This is a genomic window from Chryseobacterium sp. DT-167, assembly GCF_058310155.1.
Genome location: NZ_JBZEEQ010000039.1, coordinates 1 through 919, shown reverse-complemented (window position 1 = coordinate 919; position 919 = coordinate 1). Strand labels below are relative to the sequence as shown.

Here is a 919-nt window from a genome sequence, read left to right as displayed (position 1 = left end):
GCGATGGGGGAAACACGAACAATAGATCGATGGCGGCTGCCTGCCGTCCCGATATTGATTACGACCGTGTCGGTCATGTTGTCCGCATGCGCCCCGGTGCACTCGCCTTCGACACCTTCGAAACTGCCTCCGACACAGCCGGACCAGACCCTCGAGCGAGCGGTCCAAGCGTTCACTCGGTTCAACACAGTGCTGGACGGCTATTTCGCGGGTTCCTCCGACGCTGACGATTTCGCCCCGTATGCAACCGAAGACTTCGTGCGGACCCTCCGATCTGGCGAGGAGGGCGCGGCCAACGAACTGCGAACCGTGGGGGCGTCCACGTTCGGCGACGAGAAGCTTGTAGACCCGGACGATTGGGGTTCACACGGGGACGTTGCTCTGGTCGTCTGCCGGGACGTGTCAAGAACGCAGCTCGTCGATGCGGACGGCAACCCGGTCGAGGACGGAAGGGTCCGTACGCATATCCCGATCATTGTCTTCTTTGTCCCTAGTTCAAACACGGGCCAGGAGCTTGCCGTCACAAGGATGGATCAGTGGAACGAAAAGGGTTACTGCTCATAGTCGTCATCGCCCTCGTGCTGCTCGGGCTGCCGCCGGGGTCGGCTACTGCGGACGAGGAGGGCGACATCGGTTGGAGTGACGGACGAGGGGTTGTCGGGGGTATCGGGCCGTCGCAAGTCGATCTGGGCGCATCTGAGTCATCGAGTACCGGAGGCGGTTCAAGCGCTCCTGAATCGGGCCACAGTCATCAACCGAGGCCTGATCGCGGTCCAGGGGCGAACGACCCTCGCGCGGTGCGAGACATGCTGGGTACGTGTCAGGATCCGGTGGCGTGCGGGCGGTCGGACGCACGAGTCATCACGCTCAATGATCTGGCGAGCTTCAAACCAGCGACTCCTGCGATCCGGATGGAACC

1 protein-coding gene is annotated in these 919 nt (G+C 62.5%); it reads left to right on the top strand.

The window, feature by feature from the left end:
* A partial coding sequence (locus AC4FQ5_RS19580; protein ID WP_491146178.1) for a hypothetical protein occupies positions 1-564 on the top strand: 564 nt, incomplete at its 5' end.
* Positions 565-919 lie beyond the last annotated feature (355 nt).